This window comes from Yinghuangia sp. ASG 101 (assembly GCF_021165735.1).
Taxonomy (GTDB): domain Bacteria; phylum Actinomycetota; class Actinomycetes; order Streptomycetales; family Streptomycetaceae; genus Yinghuangia.
On the sequence record NZ_CP088911.1, the window covers coordinates 7,117,497 to 7,134,469 of the forward strand.

At 71.1% G+C, this 16,973-nt stretch carries 16 protein-coding genes and 2 pseudogenes; 5 read left to right on the forward strand and 13 right to left on the reverse strand.

Annotation, left to right across the window (positions count from 1 at the left end; all coding sequences use genetic code 11):
• Nucleotides 1-272 precede the first annotated feature (272 nt).
• The 7 genes from LO772_RS30420 to LO772_RS30450 form a co-directional block, all read right to left on the reverse strand.
• A complete protein-coding gene (locus LO772_RS30420; protein ID WP_231775233.1) occupies nt 273-884 on the reverse strand; it encodes a hypothetical protein in 612 nt (203 codons plus the stop codon).
• A complete protein-coding gene (locus LO772_RS36455) occupies nt 881-2,014 on the reverse strand; it encodes an nSTAND1 domain-containing NTPase (RefSeq protein ID WP_443089336.1) in 1,134 nt (377 codons plus the stop codon). The genes LO772_RS30420 and LO772_RS36455 overlap by 4 nt, the downstream gene beginning before the upstream one ends.
• Complete coding sequence (locus LO772_RS35985; protein ID WP_269453117.1) at nt 2,011-2,424, reverse strand: protein kinase domain-containing protein; 414 nt, start codon at nt 2,422-2,424, stop codon at nt 2,011-2,013. The genes LO772_RS36455 and LO772_RS35985 overlap by 4 nt, the downstream gene beginning before the upstream one ends.
• A 461-nt stretch (nt 2,425-2,885) precedes the next feature.
• Entirely contained in the window at nt 2,886-3,653 is a 768-nt protein-coding gene (locus tag LO772_RS30435; protein ID WP_231775234.1) for an SDR family NAD(P)-dependent oxidoreductase, read from the reverse strand.
• 46 nt (nt 3,654-3,699) lie between these two features.
• Nucleotides 3,700-4,203 carry a cyclophilin-like fold protein gene (locus LO772_RS30440; protein WP_231775235.1) on the reverse strand — a complete coding sequence of 168 codons (504 nt, stop codon included), beginning with the start codon at nt 4,201-4,203 and terminating at the stop codon, nt 3,700-3,702.
• Between the two features lie 90 nt (nt 4,204-4,293).
• Nucleotides 4,294-4,704 (reverse strand): (R)-mandelonitrile lyase, encoded by a 411-nt coding sequence (locus LO772_RS30445; RefSeq protein ID WP_231775236.1) that lies wholly within the window; start codon nt 4,702-4,704, stop codon nt 4,294-4,296.
• Nucleotides 4,705-4,741: 37 nt separating this feature from the next.
• Nucleotides 4,742-5,764: a zinc-dependent alcohol dehydrogenase family protein gene (locus LO772_RS30450; RefSeq protein ID WP_231775237.1), complete on the reverse strand. Its 1,023-nt coding sequence runs from the start codon at nt 5,762-5,764 to the stop codon at nt 4,742-4,744.
• A 293-nt stretch (nt 5,765-6,057) separates the two neighbouring features.
• Between LO772_RS30450 and LO772_RS30455 the strand changes: the two genes are divergently transcribed.
• A complete protein-coding gene (locus LO772_RS30455; protein WP_231775238.1) occupies nt 6,058-6,990 on the forward strand; it encodes a helix-turn-helix transcriptional regulator in 933 nt (310 codons plus the stop codon).
• Between the two features lie 669 nt (nt 6,991-7,659).
• Here LO772_RS30455 and LO772_RS30460 read toward each other — a convergent pair.
• Nucleotides 7,660-8,055, reverse strand: coding sequence for a DUF6247 family protein (locus LO772_RS30460; protein WP_231775239.1), 396 nt, complete (start codon nt 8,053-8,055; stop codon nt 7,660-7,662).
• A 329-nt stretch (nt 8,056-8,384) separates the two neighbouring features.
• Between LO772_RS30460 and LO772_RS36135 the strand changes: the two genes are divergently transcribed.
• Nucleotides 8,385-8,786 (forward strand): SbtR family transcriptional regulator, encoded by a 402-nt coding sequence (locus LO772_RS36135; protein ID WP_331717285.1) that lies wholly within the window; start codon nt 8,385-8,387, stop codon nt 8,784-8,786.
• Here LO772_RS36135 and LO772_RS30465 read toward each other — a convergent pair.
• A pseudogene (locus tag LO772_RS30465) lies at nt 8,757-10,169 on the reverse strand (DHA2 family efflux MFS transporter permease subunit); the annotation flags it as partial. The gene LO772_RS36135 and the pseudogene LO772_RS30465 overlap by 30 nt on opposite strands.
• A 115-nt stretch (nt 10,170-10,284) precedes the next feature.
• Here LO772_RS30465 and LO772_RS30470 point away from each other — a divergent pair.
• Nucleotides 10,285-10,851: a TetR/AcrR family transcriptional regulator gene (locus tag LO772_RS30470; protein ID WP_231775241.1), complete on the forward strand. Its 567-nt coding sequence runs from the start codon at nt 10,285-10,287 to the stop codon at nt 10,849-10,851.
• Nucleotides 10,852-10,915: 64 nt separating this feature from the next.
• On the opposite strand, the pseudogene LO772_RS30475 reads toward LO772_RS30470, so the two are convergent.
• From LO772_RS30475 to LO772_RS30485, 3 genes and pseudogenes are all read right to left on the reverse strand, one after another.
• Nucleotides 10,916-11,193 (reverse strand): annotated as a pseudogene (locus LO772_RS30475) (ATP-binding protein); the annotation flags it as partial.
• Between the two features lie 125 nt (nt 11,194-11,318).
• A complete protein-coding gene (locus tag LO772_RS30480) occupies nt 11,319-12,710 on the reverse strand; it encodes an FAD-dependent oxidoreductase (RefSeq protein WP_231775242.1) in 1,392 nt (463 codons plus the stop codon).
• 92 nt (nt 12,711-12,802) lie between these two features.
• Nucleotides 12,803-13,306: an HtaA domain-containing protein gene (locus LO772_RS30485; RefSeq protein ID WP_231775243.1), complete on the reverse strand. Its 504-nt coding sequence runs from the start codon at nt 13,304-13,306 to the stop codon at nt 12,803-12,805.
• An 85-nt stretch (nt 13,307-13,391) separates the two neighbouring features.
• Here LO772_RS30485 and LO772_RS30490 point away from each other — a divergent pair, with 85 nt between their 5' ends.
• Both LO772_RS30490 and LO772_RS30495 read left to right on the forward strand, forming a co-directional pair.
• Nucleotides 13,392-14,579 carry a CaiB/BaiF CoA transferase family protein gene (locus LO772_RS30490; RefSeq protein ID WP_231775244.1) on the forward strand — a complete coding sequence of 396 codons (1,188 nt, stop codon included), beginning with the start codon at nt 13,392-13,394 and terminating at the stop codon, nt 14,577-14,579.
• A gap of 22 nt (nt 14,580-14,601) precedes the next feature.
• On the forward strand, nt 14,602-15,825 hold the full coding sequence (locus tag LO772_RS30495; RefSeq protein ID WP_231775245.1) for an NAD(P)/FAD-dependent oxidoreductase: 1,224 nt from the start codon (nt 14,602-14,604) through the stop codon (nt 15,823-15,825).
• A 53-nt stretch (nt 15,826-15,878) separates the two neighbouring features.
• Here LO772_RS30495 and LO772_RS30500 read toward each other — a convergent pair whose 3' ends face one another.
• Nucleotides 15,879-16,973 carry an NDMA-dependent alcohol dehydrogenase gene (locus LO772_RS30500; protein ID WP_231775246.1) on the reverse strand — a complete coding sequence of 365 codons (1,095 nt, stop codon included), beginning with the start codon at nt 16,971-16,973 and terminating at the stop codon, nt 15,879-15,881.

Genomic DNA, 16,973 nt, shown 5'->3' on the forward strand with positions numbered 1-16,973 from the left:
GGTGCGTGTGCCCGTAAACTTTCGAACTGCCTTGATAGCAAAGGCACTTGACTGGGGGTCAAGGGGTCGCAGGTTCAAATCCTGTCGTCCCGACGGTGCAGGGAAAGGCCCGATGATCAGGGGGAAACCCCAGGTCGGCGGGCCTTTTTGCATGCGCCTGACAAGTGCGGTGCGGGGCTGTTCCGGCGCGGAATCGGTGTCGGTCATGTACCGAATGTCGGAGTCACGGGACCACCACGGGACATAACACCCGCTCAGTAACTTGATTTTGATTACAGAGCGTGACATTCGGCGGATGCGGCCTCGGGATGTCGTGGTGGTTCGGACAGGCAGGGGAGCATGAGGTATTTCGTGCACGTGGGAGTGCGTGCCCCCTTCGGGGACGGCACCATTCGACGCAGTCCAGAGTGCGGGAGTCGTCCATGTCCTGGACGAGGCGTTGGTGCGGCCACGACCTCGCCCCAGCCCTCGTACCGGCCGTGCGACCGCGCGACGAGTGCCGCCGCGAGGTCCTGGAGCGCGGGCCAGTCCTTGATGGCCGGGGCGCGCGGGTCGTGGGCTTCGTCCTCGGCCTGCCGGTAGAGCTGCTGCCAGCCCACGACCTTGGCGGGGTTGGTGTCGATCAGCCCGTCGCGGACCGCCTGCTGCATGACGCGTGCGAGCGCGGCGAGGCTGTTCTTGACGCTGGAACGGCCCGCCTGCTCGGCGATCCACCCGAGGACCGCGCGGTCCGCGGCCCCGGCGGTGACGGCCTGGGCGGTCAGATGCCCGAGCGAGGGCACGACGCGCAGCCGCCACCCCGCGCCGTACGGAACGAGGGTCTTCGCCTCCAGGCCGCGCATCGCCAAGTCCCAGACACGGTCGCCGTATTCGGCCAGCGTCATGCTCGCGGTCGTCGGAGTGATGCCACGGGACGCGGACTGCTCCATGCGGGCGATCCACGCGCGGGCTTCCTCCTCGGTCGGGAACGACTCGGAGCGCGACTGGCGCCGCCCGGTGCCGGGTTCGACCCAGCGGACCCGGGCGCGGTAGGCGTTGTGGAACTCGGGGCGGTACCGATGTCCGACGACAGCGGTATGCCCAACGGCATATCGGTCCTGTCCATCACGCGGCCTCCTGAGCAGGGTCGACGCGGACCGTCGCCAGCCATGCCTGGACGTCGGGAATGCTGTACATCGTCAGGCGCGAGGTCAGAGGAACGAACGGCGGCCCCTGCGGCGGGCTCATCGTCCGCCAGCGCCGCAGCGTGGACGGGTCCACGTCGAGCAGCGCGGCAACCTCGTCGGTGGTGTACCACCCGCTGTGCCAGGCCGTCGCGTTCGGCGTCCACCCAGGCGCGCAGCCGGGGCCAGGACCGGATCAGCGCGGCGCTGGACAGGGTCACCGTGTCGCCGTCCCAGACCAGGATCCCGGAGGCGGTGAACTCCCGCAGGATGCGGTGGATCGCCTCGTCCGAGGCCCGGTCGTCGGCGAACTCGGCCCGGCGGGCCGAGCGCAGCGTGTCCTCGGCCCGCTCGCCCGGCGCGACCAGGCGCAGCAGCACCGCGGACACGGCTTCCTGCGCCTCGGGGTCGAGCCAGCCGAAGACCGCCTCGGCGATCTCGGCGCGGGACGGCTCGCGTGGTCCGCGCCGCCCGCCGTGCTCCGCGGCCTTCACCGCGGCGGCCAAGTCGGCGCGGCCGACCAGGGACAGCAGGAGTTCCTCGGACGTCGGCCGGTCGCCTGGGTTCTTGGACAGTGCGGCGTCGACCAGGGAGCGCAGCGGCTCCTCCAGCCCGGACGTGTCGGGGCGGTGGTGGGTGACCTGGCTCGCCAGCGCGGCGGGATTGTCGCCGTCGAAGGCGTCGCGGCCGGTCGCGGCGAACAGGACCACCGCGCCCCAGGCCCACACGTCGGCCTTGCCGTCGCCGGGCTCGCCCCGGTACCGCTCGGGCGGCATGTACCGCAGGGTCCCCATGGGCAGGCCGGCGGAGGCGCTGCCCACCAGGACGCGGGCGATGCCGAAGTCGATCACCCGGGCCCGTCGGGGCCCAGGAGGATGTTCTCCGGCTTCAGGTCCCGGTGCACGACATCGGCCCGGTGGATCGCCACCAGCGCGGTGGCCACCCCGATCGCCAGGCGCCGCAACTCCTCGGGCCCGAACGGGGCACCGGATCCGACCGCGCGCCGCAGGTCCGCACCCGCCACGTACTCGCTGACGACGAACGGCACCGGGCCGCCGATGTCGTCCTGGAGCACCTTGGCCGTGCAGAACGGCTCCACCCGCCGCCACGCGCGGACCTCCTTGCGCAGATTCTCCCGATCCGCGTCCCCTACCCCGTGCAGGGCCTTCACGGCTACGCGGGTGCCGTCGGGACCGTAGCCCTCGTACACCACCCCCTGACCGCCCGCCCCGAGCCGGCCGTCAAGGTAGAAGGCACCCAACTGCCGCGGGTCACCCGGCAGAAGCGATCCCGCCGAACCTCCCACAGGAGCCGAACGAACCGTGGCGTCCGCATCGCCGGACGCCTGCGTCGACCCGGTCGGATCAGGCCCTGTCTCCGCACCGCCGTCCCACCCACTCATCAGCGCGCCCCCGAGTTTCCCCTAGCCGATCCGAACAGCAACAAGCTTGCCAGTGACGCGACTTCGACAGACGATGCCCCGTAAACACCCGACGGTCGAGAGGAAAAGCCTCGTGACGCCCGTCGCGGACACAGAACACGGCGTCCAGCCTGACGAGTTGTCCCACCCTCGCCTCTGCCGGTCGGCCGACGGGCGGGCTGCGGTCACCGCGAACTTCGCGCTCCGTCGGCGCGAAGCGCGCCACCGCGTCGACCCACCGCACGAGGGACGCCGGGACGTACGGGGCGGCCATGGAACTCGGTCATCGCTTCGTGACGGTGTCAGCGGGCGGTGTAGCCGCCGTCGACGGGAAGGGCGATGCCGGTGACGTAGCCGGCGCCGTCGCTGCACAGCCACAGCACGGCTTGGGCGATCTCGTCGGCGGTGCCGAGCCGGTCGATGGCCTGGCCGGCTTCGGCCTGGTTGCGGTCGAGGTCTCCGCCGGCGGCCATGCGGTCGACCATGGGGGTGTCGATGGTGCCGGGACAGACGGCATTGATACGGACGCCGCGGGGGCCGTATTCGAGTGCGGCGCTTTTGGTGAGCCCGAGGACGCCGTGTTTGGCGGCGTGGTAGGCGGCGCGCCCGGGGTTGCCGACCAGGCCGCCGAGGGAGGAGCAGTTGACGATGGCGCCGCTGCCTTGTTCACGCATGTGGCGCAGTTCGTGTTTCAGGCTCGCCCAGATGCCGCGCAGGTTGACGGCCTGGACGCGGTCGTATTGGTCGGCGCTCTCGTCGGCGGCGTCGGTGGCGGGGACCATGATGCCGGCGTTGTTGTAGGCCATGTCCAGGCGCGCGAATGCCTCGACGGTGCGGTCGACGGCGGCGGCGACCTGGTCCTCGTCGCTGACGTCGCAGACCAGCGCCAGGGCTTGGTGGCCGGCGTCGGTGAGTTCCTGCGCGGCCTGGTGCACGGCGGCTTCGTCGATGTCGGCGAGGGCGACGGCGGCGCCGGAGGCGGCGAAGGCGCGGACGGCGGCCAGGCCCATCCCGGAGGAGGCACCGGTGACGAAGGCAACCTGTCCGGTGAAGTCGTAGGTGGGGTTCATCAGTTCTCTCCAGCGATGGTGCGGGGGCGGGGTGTGGCGGCCGGTGTCAGGGCGTGGCCTCGATGGTGATGTGCTCGGCTCGGGCGAGCCGGTCGGGGTTGGTGTCGATGCGGCCGAGGATCAGCAGATCTGCGGAGGCGGGCGGGCCGTCTCGGTAGAAGAAGGCGAGGTTGCCCCACGGGGCGTAGTAGGCGATGTCGCCGGCTTCGGCCGCGGCCGGTTCGGGGGCCTGCTCGGTGGTCAACTTGCGGGGCGGGGAGCCGATGCGCTCCGTCTCGTGGAAGTCCTCCAGGTCGAGGGTGAGCGGGAGCAGTGAGGCCAGGTCCCGGGCGGCGGGGCTGGTGTTCAAGGTGGCGGTGACGGGTTGCCCGTCGAGGGTGACGCGGATGTTCACGACGGCGGCCTCTCCCAGAGACGCGGTGGATGGGATGGTGGGCGACGTGGGGCTGGTCCGGGCGGTGGCGTCGGCGGCGGGCGTCGTTCCTTGGGTGCAGGCGGTCGCGGTCAGCAGCAGCGCCGCCGTCGTGGCCGCTGCGACGAAGCGGATCATCAGCCCCTCCCGGGGTTCGGCTGTGTCGGTGGCCCGCCAGGGGAACCACGCCGCTCGGGCCTGGGGGATGTGTGGTCTGGCGGGCGGAGCTCAGTGATGGGCGGCGAGGGCGGCGTTGTACGGCTCGTCGGTGACCGGCTCCAGCCAGGTGGTGCCGTCGCCGGTGCGGTCGCCGACGGTGAGGGCGAGGTGGGCCATGAGGGTGGTGTCGGCGGCGCCGTGCCAGTGGTCTTCGCCGGGCGGGCAGGTGACGGTGTTGCCGGCGGTGACCCGGACGACGTGGCCGTCGCGGGCGCCGACCAGGCCGACGCCGTCGGTGATGTGCAGAACCTGACCGCGGGCGTGGGAGTGGCAGTTCGTCCGGGCGCCGGGGGTGAACCGCACCAACGCCGCGACCATGTAGGCCGGTTCGGCGGGCGCGGAGATCATGTTGAGGTAGACGTCGCCGGTGAACCGGTCTGCCGGCCCTTTGGCGGTGGGCGTGCTGGGCGTGAGATGCATCGGAATGCCCCTGGTGCGGTTGCGGCGGGGGCGCGGGTCAGACGGTGAGGAGGGCCTTGATGGCGCGGCGTTCGTCCATGGCCCGGTACGCCTCGGCGGCCTGGTCGAGCGGGAGGGCGAGGTCGAAGACCTTGCCGGGGTCGATCTCCCGGCGCCAGATCAGGTCGATCAGCTCTGGCAGGTACTGCCGCACCGGCGCGGGCCCGCCGTGCAGGTGGACGTGGGAGAAGAACAGCTCCTCGCCCGGCAGCGCGACGTCGTGGGAGACGCCGACGTAGCCGACGTGCCCGCCGGGGCGGGTGGAGCGGATGGCCTGCATCATCGACTCTTGCGTGCCGACCGCCTCGATCACCGAGTGCGCTCCGAGTCCGCCGGCCATCTCCTTGATCCGGGCGACGCCCGCGTCGCCGCGCTCCTCGACGATGTCGGTCGCTCCGTACTCCAAGGCGAGCTTCTGCCGCGGTTCGTGGCGACTCATCGCGATGACCCGCTCCGCGCCGAGCCGCTTGGCGGCGAGCACCGCGAGCAAACCGACCGCTCCGTCCCCGACGACCGCGACGGTCTTTCCGGGCCCGGCCTGCGCGGCGACCGCGCCGAACCAGCCGGTCCCCAGCACGTCGGACGCGGCCAGCAGGCTGGGGACCAGGTCGTCGTCGGGCATGCCCGGGGTGGCGACCAGGGTGCCGTCCGCGAGCGGGACGCGCAGCCGCTCGGCCTGGGAGCCGAGCGCTCCGACCGGTTCGCGGTGCACGCACGAGGACTGGTAGCCCGCCCGGCAAATCTCGCAGGTGTTGTCGGACGCGAAAAACGACCCGACCACGAACTGGCCCGGCCGGATCGTGGTGACCGCGCTGCCGACCTCCTCGACGACGCCGGCGTACTCGTGCCCCATCGGCGCGGGGCCGTCGACCTGCTCGATCCCGCGGTACGGCCACAGGTCCGACCCGCACACGCACGTCGCCGCCAGGCGGATCACCGCATCGGTCGGCGCGAGGATCGCCGGGTCCTCGCGTTCCTCCACCCGGACGTCGCCAGGGGCGTGCATCACGACACCACGCATGGTTGAACTCCACTTCTTCCAGAGGGCGGGCCGCAGAACGGCCGCCGGGCCCTCGGGCCATTCAAGGACGGGCCCCGGAACCGGCGGGTCAGGCGCGCGCAGCCAAGCCACGCTCACCCGTATGCGGTCGACCCTCGTCCCGGGGGCAGGGCGCTCCGCGCCGCGTACACGCGGCAGCAGGCGGAGCGCCACGGCAACCATGCAACCCCGCTTCCGGCCCCGGAGGGAGTTCCTGAGAAGGGGTGTACCGGCAGTACATCCCAACCCGCAGCGCCTCGACGTACCGTCAAGGGGTGGACAACCGCGACGAAGTCCGCGAGTTCCTGACCTCGCGACGCGCCAAGATCACCCCCGAGCTGGCCGGGCTGCCCGTCGGGGGCCGTCGCCGCGTGCCCGGCCTGCGCCGCAGCGAGGTGGCCGCCCTCGCGGACGTCAGCGTCGAGTACTACGCCAAACTCGAACGCGGCAATCTCACCGGCGTCTCCCCGGCCGTCCTGGAAGCCATCGCCCGCGCCCTGCAACTCGACGGCGCCGAACGCGCCCACTTGCGCAACCTCGCCCGGGCCGCGGACGGCTCCGACACCCTTGCCCGGCCCCGCCGCCGCCCGGCCGCCCGGCAACCGGCCCTGCACCGCAGCCTGCAATGGACCCTGGACGCGGTCACCGCCGGCCCCGCGTTCGTCCGCAACGGACGCATGGACCTGCTCGCCGCCAACGCACTCGCCCGCGCCTTCTACGCCGACGCGTACGCCTTCGCCGAGGACGCCCCGAACCGCCGCCCCGCCAACCTGGCCCGCTTCCAGTTCCTCGCCCCGGACGCACGCCGCTTCTACCCCGACTGGGAACTCGCCGCCGACATCTGCGTCGCCATCCTGCGCACCGAGGCCGGACGCAACCCCCACGACAAGGACCTCCACGACCTTGTCGGCGAACTCTCCACCCGCAGCGACGCGTTCCGCACCCGCTGGGGCGCCCACAACGTCCGCCACCACGGCACCGGCAGCAAACGCTTCCACCACGGCGTCGTCGGCGAACTGACCCTCGCCTACGAAGGCCTGGAGATGGCCGCCGAACCCGGCCTCACCCTCACCGTCTACACCGCCGAACCCGGCTCGCCCTCCGCGGAAGCCCTCCGCCTGCTCGCATCCTGGGCCGCCACCCACGAGACCGAGGAACAACCTCAGGCAACGGCCGGATCACCGCCCACTTCCCATCGCAAAGGCTGACCGCCGCCTCACCAGTCGTGGCTGAAAGGCAGCAAGTCACGGAGAATCGCGCGTCCAAGCCACGCACCCCTGGTCGAACCCTGGGAACAGTCGCACCGGACGCACTCGTCGAGAGTTCGGCCCTGAGACGGCATCGCAGCTTTCACGCTCAATCGAGTGACTGCATACCGCCGCGCTCGCCACGTCACTGACATGTCCGCCAGGTTCATCCGCAGGTCAGCACCATCGCGAGCAGTTCCTCGGCCGAAAAGTTGTCCGAGGTGGTGGACTGGCACCTGTACGGCCACAGGAAACTGGCGCGCGCTGGCCGACCTGGACATGGACGCAGCCCCGCTCGCGCCGCCCCGCAGCGGCATCGGCACGGCTTTGCTGCCGTGGGCGGGTGCTCGGGGGTGCGAGGTCGCAGAGCACGGCTGGTGTGTCCTCGTACAGGGCGGGAAGTTCAGCTCGTAGTCGACGGCTGAGTCGATCAGGACGCGCTGTTTCAGCGGTGAGTGCCGGGTTCGAATCGCTGCCGTGCCCGGCGGGCACGGGGCCAGTCGCAGCGTCGTGCAGCCGGGCGACTACCTGTGCGAGGTCCAGCCCCTCGATGTACACCAGAGCGTGTTCTTCGTACTGCCGTTACATCTGGTCCCCAGGGGTCTGCCGGTGGTCCGCACTCACCACGCGTCAATCGAACAGGGTTGCGTCACCGGCTTCCAGCCGGCGCATGTCGTCCAGAATTCGCGCGTGCTCGTCGGGGTTGGCCGCGATCATCGCTGTCGGCCAGTACCGTCCCACCACATCCAGGAGTCCGCTGTGGTCGAGTTCGACCGCAGCATCGACTGCGGCGTGGTGGAAGTCGTCCGCAAACGATCGCTGGTCGTCGGTCGGCAGCGCCGCGAACACCGCGGGGCCGGTCTTGTCGACCAGGTGCTCCCACTCATACACGGCCAGCGGTCTCGGCCGGAAGCGGCGGGTGAGTGTCGCAAGCTCCTCGGTCCGGAGTCGGTCCTCTTCGGCCTGCGCGGGATCGCCGCCGGCCGCGATCCACCACCGCCGCACAACGTCGGTCAGCGGCTCCACGTCAAAGGTGTCCGTCGTGGCCTTGGACTCAGAACCAAACCTCGAACCTGCCGCCGGCCTCGTGCGGTCCGCGGCGGGGCCCTGTGCTTGCCCGAACGCGCAGCTCAGGGCGGGCGGGACGCTCGTTGCAGCTATGCCCGGGTTGCGACTGCATCCCGCCCTGGTAACCCCGCCGTTCTCTGCCTGCCTTGGCCAGGCGGCCCGACGACAGCGGGTCACTCACTTGGCCCCCGACCTCGGCGCCTACGCCGACGACCACGCCGACCGCACCGGAGCGTCCGCCTCGCCCTGCACCGCGTCGCGCACCACGGACCACAGATCTCCGCCGCATGCACCTCTGTCATCAGAGACAGTCTCAACGATGTTGCGGCGGCACTCGCGGCACGCTGGGCCGCCACGCCCCGGAGGAGGCCCTGCGGCGCTTCCTGCTGCTGCTCGTGGACCACGCCGCCGTGGGCAAGGGGATGTCCGTCACGCTGGAGAGCATCATGGCGACGGACTCACCGTTCTTCGACGACGCCCGCACCCGCAGGGGAGACGCCCTCACCCGGCTGCTTGCCGCCGGCAGCGTGGCCGGCACCGTCCGCGGCGACGTCACCGGCCCCACCCTGCTGCGGGCCTCGGGCGGTGTCTGCGCGATGCGGGTGGCCGAGGGATGGCTCGACGAGGCCCGGAAGATCACCGCCCTCCTTCTCGACGGCCTGCGCCACGGCGCCCCCCGCGCGACCTGAGCGACTGCTCGAAAGCCACAGGCCGGTGAGTACGGCAGTGGCCATGGTGACGGCGCCAGCCGCGACGAAGGCGCTGTTGAGGCCGGTCTCGAAGGAGGCGCCGCCGGACTGCCGGGTGCGGACGATGGCGCCGAGCACCGCCACGCCGAGCACCGCGCCGATCTGCCGGGCGGTGCTGCTGACGCCCGAGGCGAGGCCGCCCTCCTGCGGACCGCCCGCCAGGACGGCGGCGCCGGTCAGCGGCGACATGGCCAGGGCGAAGCCGATACCGACGACCGCAAGCCGCCACCACACATTCGCGTAACCGGTGTCGGCGTGCACGAAGCCCAGTGCCAGCAGGCCCAGTCCGGCCAGTGCCAGGCCGGTGGTGACCACGATCCGGAAGCCGTACACGGCGGTGAACCGACCCGCGAACGGGCTGACGATCACCATGGCGACGGAGGTCGGCAGGGTTTGCAGGCCGGCGTGCAGAACCGAGCTGCCCTGGACGTACACGAAGAACTGGGAGAAGAAGAACGACGACCCCATGAGGGCGAAGCCCACCACGACCATGGCGGCGTTGGACACGGTGAACAGCCGCCGCCGGAACAGCCGCAGCGGCAACATCGGTGTGGAACGCCGCCCTTCGACGGCGAAGAACGCGGCCAGGATGACCGCCGCTGTGGCGAAGCTGCCCAGGATCACCGGTGATGTCCAGCCCTGTGCGCCGCCTTCGATCAGCCCGTAGGTCAGCACCCCCACCCCCAGAATGGACAGCACTGTCCCCGGGATGTCGATCGCGGGCGCCGCCTGATTGCGGGACTCGTCCAGGACGCGCGCGCCGGCCAGCAGCAGGAACACGCCGATGGGCAGGTTGACCAGGAAAATCGCGGGCCAGCCGAAGGCGTCGGCGAGCACGCCACCGGCCACCGGCCCGGCGGCCAGGCCGATGCCGCTTAACCCGGCCCACAGCCCGATCGCCTTGACGCGTTCCTGCGGAACGGGATGGGCGGCGACCAGCAGCGCCAGTGAGGCGGGGCTGAGTGCCGCGGCGCCGATGCCCTGGAGCACCCGTCCGGCGATCAGCCAGCCGAGCGAGGGCGCGACGCTGCACAGCAGCGACGCGGCGGTGAAGACCGCCACACCGGTCAGGTAGACCCGCTTGCGGCCGAAGCGGTCGGCGAAGACGCCGCCGGACAGCAGCAGCATGGCGACCAGCAGGACGTACGCGTCGACGATCCATTGCAGGCCGGTCAGGTGGAGATGCAGCCGCTGCTGCATCTCGGGCAGCGCCGCTCCGACGATCGTGTTGTCGAGCAGCACCATGAACTGGCCCAGGCAGGTCACTGTCAGCAACACTGCCCGGTTCGAACGACTGCCTGCGGCCCCAGGCGATGACCCCATGGCGATTCCTCTCCCGCGTCGACGACCACTAAAAGCAGTCCTCGGCTGCATTAGCTGGGAACTGTAGGGCGGCACACCGCACAAACGCAAGTGTGAACTGCGTTAAGGTGGGGGTATGGACGAGCAGCAACGACCCAAGCGGCCGGGAGGGCGCAGCGCCCGCGTCCGCACGGCAGTGCACCAGGCCGTCACCGAGCTGGTCGGCGAACGCGGCTACGGCGCCTTCACCGTCGGCGACGTGGCGGCCCGCGCGGGAGTGGCCGACACCAGCATCTACCGCCGGTGGGGAAACCTGGAGAACCTGCTCGCCGACGTGCTGCTCGCCCGCCTCAACGCGCAGTCGCCGATGCCCGACACCGGGAGCCTGGCCGGCGACCTACGCACCTACGCGGCCAATGTGGCCCGTGAGATCACCGGGCCCGACGGCGTGGCGGTGCTGCGCCTGGCCGTCGCCCTGTCCAACAACGGCCAACCGGGGCTCCACGCCCGTGACGCCCTGTTCGCCGAACGTGTTCGGCAGCTCCAGTCCATGCTGGACCGCGCCCGCGACCGCGGCGAAAACCCACCCGACGCCCTCGGCGTGCTCGACCATCTGATGGCCCCCATGTACATCCGCGTCCTGTTCGGCGCGGGCCCCCTCACCCCGGACTACCTCGACACCCTGGTCGACCGATTGCTGTGACCGGCTCGCCTGCGCTCGGTGTCCAACTTTCGGACGAACGCCTGCCGTCGTCGGATGGGGGCGGTCAGGCCGCGGTGGGGATGGGCTGTTCGGTCCAGATTGTCTTGCCGCTGCGGTCGTAGCGGCAGCCCCAGCGGTCCGTCATCTGGGCGACGAGGAAGAGTCCGCGGCGCCGCCCTCGTCCATCGAGCGGGCGCGTTGCATTCTCGGCTGGGTGTTGCCGGGGTCGCGGACTTCGCAGACCAGGGAGCCGGTGTCACGGATCAGGCGGACGCGGATCGGCCCGCCCGCGTAGCGGATGGCGTTGGCGACCAGTTCGCTGATCACGAGTTCGCTGGTGAACCGGTGGAGAGAGCCCCCGGATTCTCCGCCTCCGACCAGTATGGACTGGACGCAGTAGCGCCGAGTTGGGTGCGTTTTCCCGCCGCGGTGCCGCCGGGGAGAGCGGTGCGGGACAGCAGCGAGCGTCAGCGCGGGACGATGGCCCGGCCGAGTTCGTCCCAGTTCGCCCGGACGGCGGAGACGACCTCGTCGCTGCTCAGCCACGCGGGATCGCGCAGGAGCTGCGTGGTCTCCCGGTAGCGGATGTAGCGCTCCCGGTCCTGGGCCGTGTACGCGGCGAGGCGGTCGGTGAAGTCCGATGAGCTCGGGTCGACTTGGCGGGCTTCGCCGTCGACGGTGTACTCGACGCCCGGAACCCGGTGGTCGAGGGCGTTCGAGCTGTGCCAGCAGTATTTGATCAGGGCGTCGGCCTTCGTGTAGAAGCGCTCCGGCAGCCCGGTCAGGTCGCCCGCGGTCGCGGCCAGGTGGGCGGCCGCCTCGTCGCGGAGGTCCCGGGCTTCGAGTGCGGCGGCGGTCATGCCCTGGCCGTAGACCGGGTTGAAGCCCATCCAGGCGTCCCCCACGGTCAGGAAGCCCTCGGGGCGGTTCGGCCGGCCGGCGAAGTCCCGCAGCCGGCTGCGGGTGTCGCGCCACATGGAGATGGGTTCGGGAAACTCCACGTCGGCCAGGGCCTTGTCGAGTTCGGGGACGCCGATCGAGGAGATGAAGGCGCGAAGCGCCGCCTCCGTGCGCGGCGGGTGGTCGCCGGCCGATCCCTGCACCGTGAGGATCCAGCGGCGGTCGCCCTCCACCACCCACATCGCCATCGCGCGGGAGGCCGAGGCGGCGCTCAGGGCACCGTCCCCGAAGGGCGTGACGGCAAGGGCCCGGAAGCCGGGTGACCAGTTCTCGGGCACCCGCAGGAAGGTCGACGAGTAGCCCCAGTGGGCGTTGACGATCTCCTCGGTCGGAGCCGGGTAGCCCAGCTCGTGCAGCCATTCCACGCCCCGCGAGAAGCGGCCACTGGCGTCGATGACCAAATCGGCGCGGAACGCGCGGCCGTCCTTCGTGCGGACTCCGGTGACACGTCCGTCGTGCGCCGTCAGGCCGGTGACCTCGACGCCGGACTCGTAGCGAACCCCGGGAAGCTCCTTGGCCTTGTCGCGCAGCGCCTTTTCGATCAGCGGCCGACTGGCCATGAGGAATTCGAGGGTGGACGGGAAGCGCGGGGACCAGCCGACGCGGTCCAGCCGCATCACGTCCTGGGCGGAGTCCAGCCGGGCGGCGCCCATCGCGAAGGCGTGCTCGGAGAAGCCCGGCAGGAGTTCGTCCATCGCCTGCCGCCCGGCCGCCAGCAGGGCGTGGAAGTGCGCGCCCTGCGGGACGCCCTTCCGGAACACCGGCTCTTCCGGCAGCTCGTCCCGGTCGAGAAGCACCACTTCGGTGAAGTGCGGTGCCACCGCGGCGGCGGCCAGAGTGCCGGCGATGCTGCCACCGATCACCAGGACGCGTTCGAGGGGTTTCTCGCCAGTGGTCATCGCACACTCCCACTATTATGCAAAGGCACTATTGTGAGCATAACAAAGGAACATGACAGGCGACAGGCGTCCGGCGATGCCGTTCCCGACGCTCAGCCCGCCCGGCCCAGGGGGAGCTGCGCCACCAGGGGTTCGAACGGTTCGCCCTCGGCGTAGACGTCGTTGAACAGTTCGACGCCCGCGGCCGTCAGGGCGACGTCGTCGCTGCCCCAGACCTCGGTGCCCTCCCGGTCGCCGAGCCGCCGCAGCGTTCCCGCCACCAGCGGGACACGCGGCGCGTCCGTCCGGGCCTGCGGATCCTCGATGCTCACGACCACGCTGCTGTCGTCAACCTCCAGCCAGGGGTTGGCGACGCGGACGAAAAGCAGGCCGAAGTGCCCACTGAACCGGACATCGCCGCGGAATGCCCACACCCCGGCGCCGCTTCTCTCGGCGTCGTGCGCGTAGAAGAGGTCTCCGGTCCCGACCGGCACCGCGCCGTCGCCGACCGACCCCCTTCCGTCGGGCATCCCGCGGATGTAGTCCAGGAAGGACTTCTTCAGCCCCCAGCGCAGGCCGTGCACAAGCCCCTGGCGCGCATCCTCGTCGGCTTCCATGGCTGCTCCTCCTCACGTGTTCCCACCCGTGAGCCAATAGTCTTTCACCATAGTAAAACCACAACAATGATGTAGGGTGTCGGTCATGATCGACTCCCGGGCGCTCGACGGCGTCACCGTGGTCAGCCTGGAACAAGCCGTGGCGGCCCCGTTCGCGACACGGCAGTTGGCCGATCTCGGCGCCCGGGTGATCAAGATCGAACGGCCCGGAGGCGGCGACTTCGCCCGCGGGTACGACCGGGCCGTCCACGGGTTGTCCAGCTATTTCGTCTGGCTCAACCGCGGCAAGGAGTCACTCACCCTCGACGTCAAGGCGCCTGAGGGCCGCGCGGTGTTGCACGCCCTGCTCACCCGGGCCGATGTCTTCGTCCACAATCTGGGGCCGGGCGCGGTGGACCGGCTCGGCTTCGGCCTCGACGCGCAGGCCGCGCTTAATCCGAGACTGATCGGCTGCGCCGTCAACGGCTACGGCAGCACCGGGTCGTGGGCCGACCGCAAGGCCTACGACCTGCTCATGCAGTGTCAGACCGGCCTGGTCTCGATCACGGGCGTCCCTGACTCGGGCGCCCGGGTCGGCATCTCCGTGGCCGACATCGCCGCCGGGATGTACGCCTTCTCGGGCGTTCTCACCGCGCTGCTGGTCCGAGCCACAACCGGCGCGGTGCGGCCGGTCGAGGTCGCGCTGTTCGACGCGCTGGCCGAGTGGATGAGCCAGCCTGCCTACTACACGGAGTTCACCGGCGCCCAGCCGCCTCGACTCGGCACCCACCACGCCACCATCGCGCCCTACGGCGCGTACCGGGCCAGGGACGGGCGCGAGGTCCTGTTCTCGATCCAGAACGACGTCGAATGGCGGGCGCTCTGCGCGCAGTTCCTCGACGACGCCGCGCTGGCCGACGACCCCAGGTTCCGCACCGGTGCCGACCGCGTCGCGCACCGCGCCGAACTCGACGCGTACATCGCCGACGCCTTCGCCCGGCACACCGGCGAGGAGGCGGAAGAGCGCCTGGACCAGCTGCGCATCGCCAACGCGCCGATCAACCAGGTCGCCGACTTCCTGGACCATCCGGTGCTGCGGGAACGGGACCGGTGGCGCACGGTCCGGGCCCCCGGTGGGGAGTTCCGCGCGCTGCTGCCACCGATCGGGCTGGCCGGGAGCGAACCGGCGATGGGGGACGTGCCCGAACTCGGCCAACACACCGACGCCTTGCTCGCCGAGATTGGCCTCGGCCGCGATGAGATCGCCCGCCTGCACGGCGCCGGCGTCGTCTGAACCCGCCAGGAGGAGAAGGGCCATGGGCCACCGGGAAACGCCGCGCGAAAGGACTCAGGCGATGGTCGTCGACGACGCCGGAATCGTCGTGGTCGGAGCCGGCCTCGCCGGCCTGCGCACGGCCGAAGGGCTGCGCCGCCACGGGTGGGAGGGCCTGGTCACCCTCGTGGGCGACGAGGCCCACATGCCCTACACGCGTCCGCCGCTGTCGAAGAAGCTGCTGCTCGAAGGCGGCGACCACACGGGCGTCGAACTGCGTCGGCGCGACTCCGAACATCCCCTGCGGTGGCGGCTCGGACGCCGCGCTGTCGCCTCCGATCTCGACGCCTGCTCGGTCACTCTCGACGACGGGACCGTGCTCCGCTACCAAGGGCTGGTGGCCGCCACCGGTGTCCGCGCGCGGCGGCTGCCGGAATCCCTCGGCGGCCCCAGGGCCGTGCTGCGCACCCTGGACGACGCCCAGGCACTCGCCGGACGGCTGCGTCCGGGCGCCCGGGTGGTCGTGATCGGCGCCGGGTTCATCGGCTGCGAGGTGGCGAGCACCGCGCTCGCCCGCGGCTGCGCCGTGTCGGTCGCGGCGATCGACGAACTGCCCATGGCCGCCGCGCTCGGGCCGCTGGTGGGCGCGGAGTTGCGGCGGCGGCACTCCGCCGTCGGTGTGGACTTCCACCTCGGCACCGGCGTCGCCTCGGTCGACGAGGGAGGCGTCGTCCTGTCGGACGGCACCCGGCTCGCGGCCGACGTCGTCGTCGAAGCGATCGGGTCGCGGCCGGCCACCGACTGGCTCGCGGGCAACGGACTCGACCTGGCCGACGGCGTCGTCTGCGACGAGTTCCTGCGGCTCGGCGGCCGGAGGGGCACCGTCGGAGTCGGTGACGTCGCCCGCTTCCCCAACGCGCTCTACGACGCGACGCCTCGGCGCATCGAGCACTGGCAGGTCGCCGTCGACACCAGCCTGTACGCCGCGGCCGTACTCGTCGGCGACCTCACCGGCCGTCCTCCGGAGAAGCCGTTCGGCACCGTGCCCACGTTCTGGTCCGATCAGGCCGCGGTGAACATCCGCGCCCTGGGCCAACCGGCCCTGGCCACCGACGTCGAGGTGCTGGAGGGAGAACTCTCCGGCGCGGCCGCGATCGGCTATCGCAGGGATGGCCGGATGGTCGGCGTCGTCCTCCTGGGGCTCCCGAAACGGATGGGCTTCTACCTGAAGCACCTCACCGACGACCTGGCCGCCGCCACCCACTGAACCGAACCGCGAGAAGGCCCGGCGGTCACCGCCGGGCCTTCCCTGCGTGTGGCTCAGAACGCGATGACGCCGCGGAGGTTTTTGCCCGCGTGCATGTCGGCGTAGCCCTCGTTGATCTGATCCAAGGTGTAGGTCTTGGTGATCAGTTCGTCGAGCTTCAGGTGGCCCTGGCGGTAGAGGTCGAGCAGGAGCGGGATGTCCCGGTGCACCTGCACGCCACCGTAGACATTGCCCCGCAGGGTCTTCTGGCTCAGCGTGAACAGCGCGAGGTTGAGGTCGACGCTGGTGGAGGCGAACGGCGACACCGACGTGACCACGGTGGTGCCCGCCGGACCGGTGAGGTCGACGATCTGCCCGAGTATGCCGCCGTCGCCGACCCCCACCGAGAGGATCGCCGCGTCGGCCATGCGGCCGTCGGTGTTCTCAGCCAGCAGTTCCTTGGCCTCCTCGACCGACGCGACCGCGTGGGTGGCACCGAACTCCAGGGCTTTACGGCGCTTCAGCTCGACGGTGTCGACCGCCACGACGAGGTTGGCACCGGCGTGCCGCGCGCCCTGCACCGAGTTGATGCCGACGCCTCCGCTGCCGATCACCACAACGTTGTCGCCCGGCTCGACCTCGGCCAGGTAGACCGCCGCGCCCCAACCGGTGGTGACGGCACAGCCGAGCAGGGAGGCCGCGGCGAACGGGACGTCCTTGGCGATCTTCACGACACAGCGCTCGGAGACAACCGTGGCGTCGGCGAAGGTGCCCAGGTCGCCGGTGGCCGCGATGTCCCGGCCGCGGGCCTTGAACGGTTTGGCGGCGCCGTAGTCCTGCAACGCGGCGTTGAGGCACAGGTTGGACCGTCCGCGGGCGCAGTTGCGGCAGTGGCCGCAGGGCGGCTGGAAGATCAGGACGACGTGGTCGCCGGGAGCCACGCGGGTGACGCCGGGCCCGACCGCCTCGACGACGCCGGCGCCCTCGTGCCCGCCGACCAGGGGGAACGGCGTCGGCATGTCTCCGGTGACCGCGTGGTCGTCGGAGTGGCACAGGCCGGTCGCGTGGATCTTGACCCGTACCTGGCCGAACCCGGGCTCCGCGAGGTCGACGTCCTCGACGCTCCACTTCTCGCCGACGCCCCAAAGGATTGCTGCTCTGGTGCTCAT